The sequence below is a fragment of the Microcystis sp. M49636_WE2 genome (assembly GCF_030065375.1).
In the GTDB taxonomy this organism is placed as follows: Bacteria; Cyanobacteriota; Cyanobacteriia; order Cyanobacteriales; family Microcystaceae; genus Microcystis; species Microcystis aeruginosa_C.
The window spans coordinates 1-3,036 of the sequence record NZ_JASJFG010000377.1 but is presented as its reverse complement, the minus strand read 5'-3'; the positions used below and the strand labels follow the sequence as shown (position 1 = coordinate 3,036).

Here is a 3,036-nt window from a genome sequence, read left to right as displayed (position 1 = left end):
ATCGTACTCATCGGGAAAAATTTGACCTGCCAGTTCATGAGTTTTTAATTGATGCCATTCAATTTCAATAAGATTCATTTCAGAGGAATATTTGGGCAGTTGAAAGAAAAATAATCCTTGCTGCTGCCACTTATCCCAATACTCTCTGACTTGCTTAAGTAGCTGGTTATAATTAAGTTAAAAATGAATTTTAGGTTCGATCCCCCCTTGATAAGGGGGGTATCTGACAACTTTTAACGCCTACCTACTTATGTCTTTAGCTTAACTTTACTAGCGCAACCCTTTTAACTTTTTTGTCCTTTACTAAGCAGTGTAACTCGATCTCATCAGACGTTATACAATAAATCTTGTCCCTCGATCGCATTGTCCCATGACTACCCCCTTCACTGCCGCAGAAATTGCCTCAGAAGGCATCAAACCCGAAGAATACGAAGAAATAGTCAAAAGACTGGGAAGACACCCCAACAAAGCCGAATTAGGAATGTTTGGCGTGATGTGGTCGGAACACTGCTGTTATAAAAACTCCCGGCCGCTGCTCAAACAATTCCCCACCACCGGCGAAAAAATTCTCGTCGGACCGGGGGAAAATGCCGGAGTAGTGGATTTAGGCGATGGATTGCGATTAGCCTTTAAAATCGAGTCCCATAATCATCCTTCTGCGGTGGAACCGTTCCAAGGTGCCGCTACCGGAGTCGGAGGCATCCTGCGCGATATTTTTACCATGGGGGCCCGGCCCATTGCTATCCTCAACTCCCTCCGTTTTGGTAACTTGCAAGATGCCCGCAATCGTCGCATTTTTGCCGGAGTCGTGGAAGGAATAAGTCATTATGGCAATAGTGTCGGCGTTCCCACGGTGGGTGGTGAGATATACTTCGATAATGCCTACAATGGCAATCCCCTCGTTAATGCCATGGCTTTAGGGCTAATGGAAACCGAGGAAATCGTCAAATCTGGGGCAAAAGGTCTGGGAAACCCAGTTTTATACGTTGGTTCTACCACCGGCCGCGACGGTATGGGAGGGGCGAGTTTTGCCAGTGCCGAATTAACCGATAAATCTATGGATGACCGGCCCGCAGTGCAAGTGGGCGACCCTTTTCTGGAAAAATCCCTGATAGAAGCTTGTTTAGAGGCATTTAAGACCGGCGCGGTGGTGGCGGCCCAGGATATGGGGGCTGCCGGGATCACCTGTTCTACCTCCGAGATGGCGGCCAAGGGAGGGGTGGGAATTGAATTAGATCTCGATAAAATCCCCGTCCGGGAAACTGGGATGGTCCCCTACGAATATCTGCTGTCGGAATCCCAAGAAAGAATGTTATTTGTGGCAGCATCGGGACGAGAAGGCGAATTAATCGAGATTTTCCATCGTTGGGGACTTCAGGCTGTGGTCGCTGGCCAGGTAATTGCAGAACCGATCGTCCGTATATTATTTAAAGGGGAAATTGCCGCCGAAATTCCTGCCACGGCCCTAGCGGATAATACTCCGATTTATCATCGGGAATTACTGGCAGAACCGCCAGAATACGCCCAAAAAGCTCAATTATGGGAAGATGCTACTATTCCTATTCCCGAATCCCATAACGAGATTTTATTAAAACTGCTGGATAGTCCCTCGATTGCCTCAAAACGCTGGGTTTATCGTCAATATGATCATCAAGTCCAGAATAACACTGTTATTCTCCCCGGGGGGGCCGATGCGGCCGTGATTCGCGTGCGTCCTCTGGGTGCTAATCCCGCAAATTCTCGGCGAGGTGTAGCGGCGACTACAGATTGTAATCCGCGATACGTTTATCTTGATCCCTATAACGGAGCTAAGTTGGCCGTGGCGGAAGCGGCCAGAAACCTTAGCTGTGTTGGGGCTGACCCCATTGCTGTCACGGATAATCTCAATTTCGGAAGTCCAGAGAATTCAATCGGTTATTGGCAATTAGCCACTGCTTGTCAGGGTATTGCCGAAGCTTGTCGGGAAATGAATACACCAGTAACTGGGGGTAATGTCTCTTTGTACAACGAAACCGTTGACGCAGCTGGCAGCCCCCAGTCTATTTATCCGACTCCCGTGATTGGGATGGTGGGATTAGTGCCGGATATCGGGCAAATTTGCGGCCAAGGTTGGCAAAAAGCGGGGGATTTAATCTATCTTTTGGGTTTCTCCTTGCCAACTATCGGCGCATCGGAATATTTAGCCGTTATTCACGGTTTGGTGACGGGAAAACCGCCGGTAATTGATTTTGAGTTAGAAAGAAAGGTACAAGCGGCCTGTCGTTGGGGAATTCGCGCCGGTTGGGTGAAATCTGCCCACGATTGCGCCGAGGGAGGTTTAGCCACTGCTCTGGCAGAATGCTGTATTAGTGGGCAGTTAGGGGCGGAAATTGACCTTTCTTGGCAGCATCAAGGCCGTTTTGATGCGGTGTTATTCGGGGAGTTAGCTAGTTGCATTATCGTCTCCGTTTCCTCCGAAAATCGGCAAGATTGGGAAGAATACCTAAAGACACAATTAGGAGACTATTGGCAAATAACCGGCAAAGTTAGCGAAAAAAGCGATAATCTTCGGATTTTTGACCGGGATAAACAACCAGCGATCGATGTTAGTCTAGAAACTATACAGCAAGTTTGGTCAAAAGCGATCGAAAGAAGGCTGTAATCTTGAGGCCGTCAGCTAGATAAGATGGCCGATTATATCGGTAAATAAAGGCTGATAGCTGATAAATAAATCGTTAAAAGAAGATTAAGATCGGTTAAGATTTTGTTACCAAAGTATTCTGCAGCCCCAACCCTCCCATGTCTAGCCATCCCGACTCATCTGTATCTTTTGCCAGTGTCGATAAGCCTGAAGAAGCCTGTGGAGTTTTTGGACTCTATGCCCCCGAGGAAGAAGTAGCAAAACTGACCTACTTCGGACTCTATGCCCTGCAACACCGAGGACAGGAATCGGCAGGTATTGCCACCTACGACGGGGAAACGGTGCATTGTTACAAAGAAATGGGCTTAGTTTCCCAAGTTTTTAGCGAAACTGTCCTTAAAACCTTGCCCGGTACT

2 protein-coding genes and 1 pseudogene are annotated in these 3,036 nt (G+C 47.8%); 2 read left to right on the top strand and 1 reads right to left on the bottom strand.

Going from position 1 to position 3,036, the window contains the following annotated elements; translation table 11 throughout:
* Nucleotides 1-99: hypothetical protein (locus PX484_RS09095; RefSeq protein ID WP_287669361.1), on the bottom strand; the 99-nt coding region annotated here is incomplete at its 3' end.
* Nucleotides 100-370: 271 nt separating this feature from the next.
* Between PX484_RS09095 and purL the strand changes: the two genes are divergently transcribed.
* Both purL and PX484_RS09085 read left to right on the top strand, forming a co-directional pair.
* The gene (gene purL / locus PX484_RS09090; protein WP_287669324.1) at nt 371-2,641 is read left to right on the top strand and encodes a phosphoribosylformylglycinamidine synthase subunit PurL; all 2,271 of its coding nucleotides are present in this window, start codon (nt 371-373) and stop codon (nt 2,639-2,641) included.
* Nucleotides 2,642-2,778: 137 nt separating this feature from the next.
* Nucleotides 2,779-3,036 (top strand): annotated as a pseudogene (locus PX484_RS09085) (amidophosphoribosyltransferase); the annotation flags it as partial.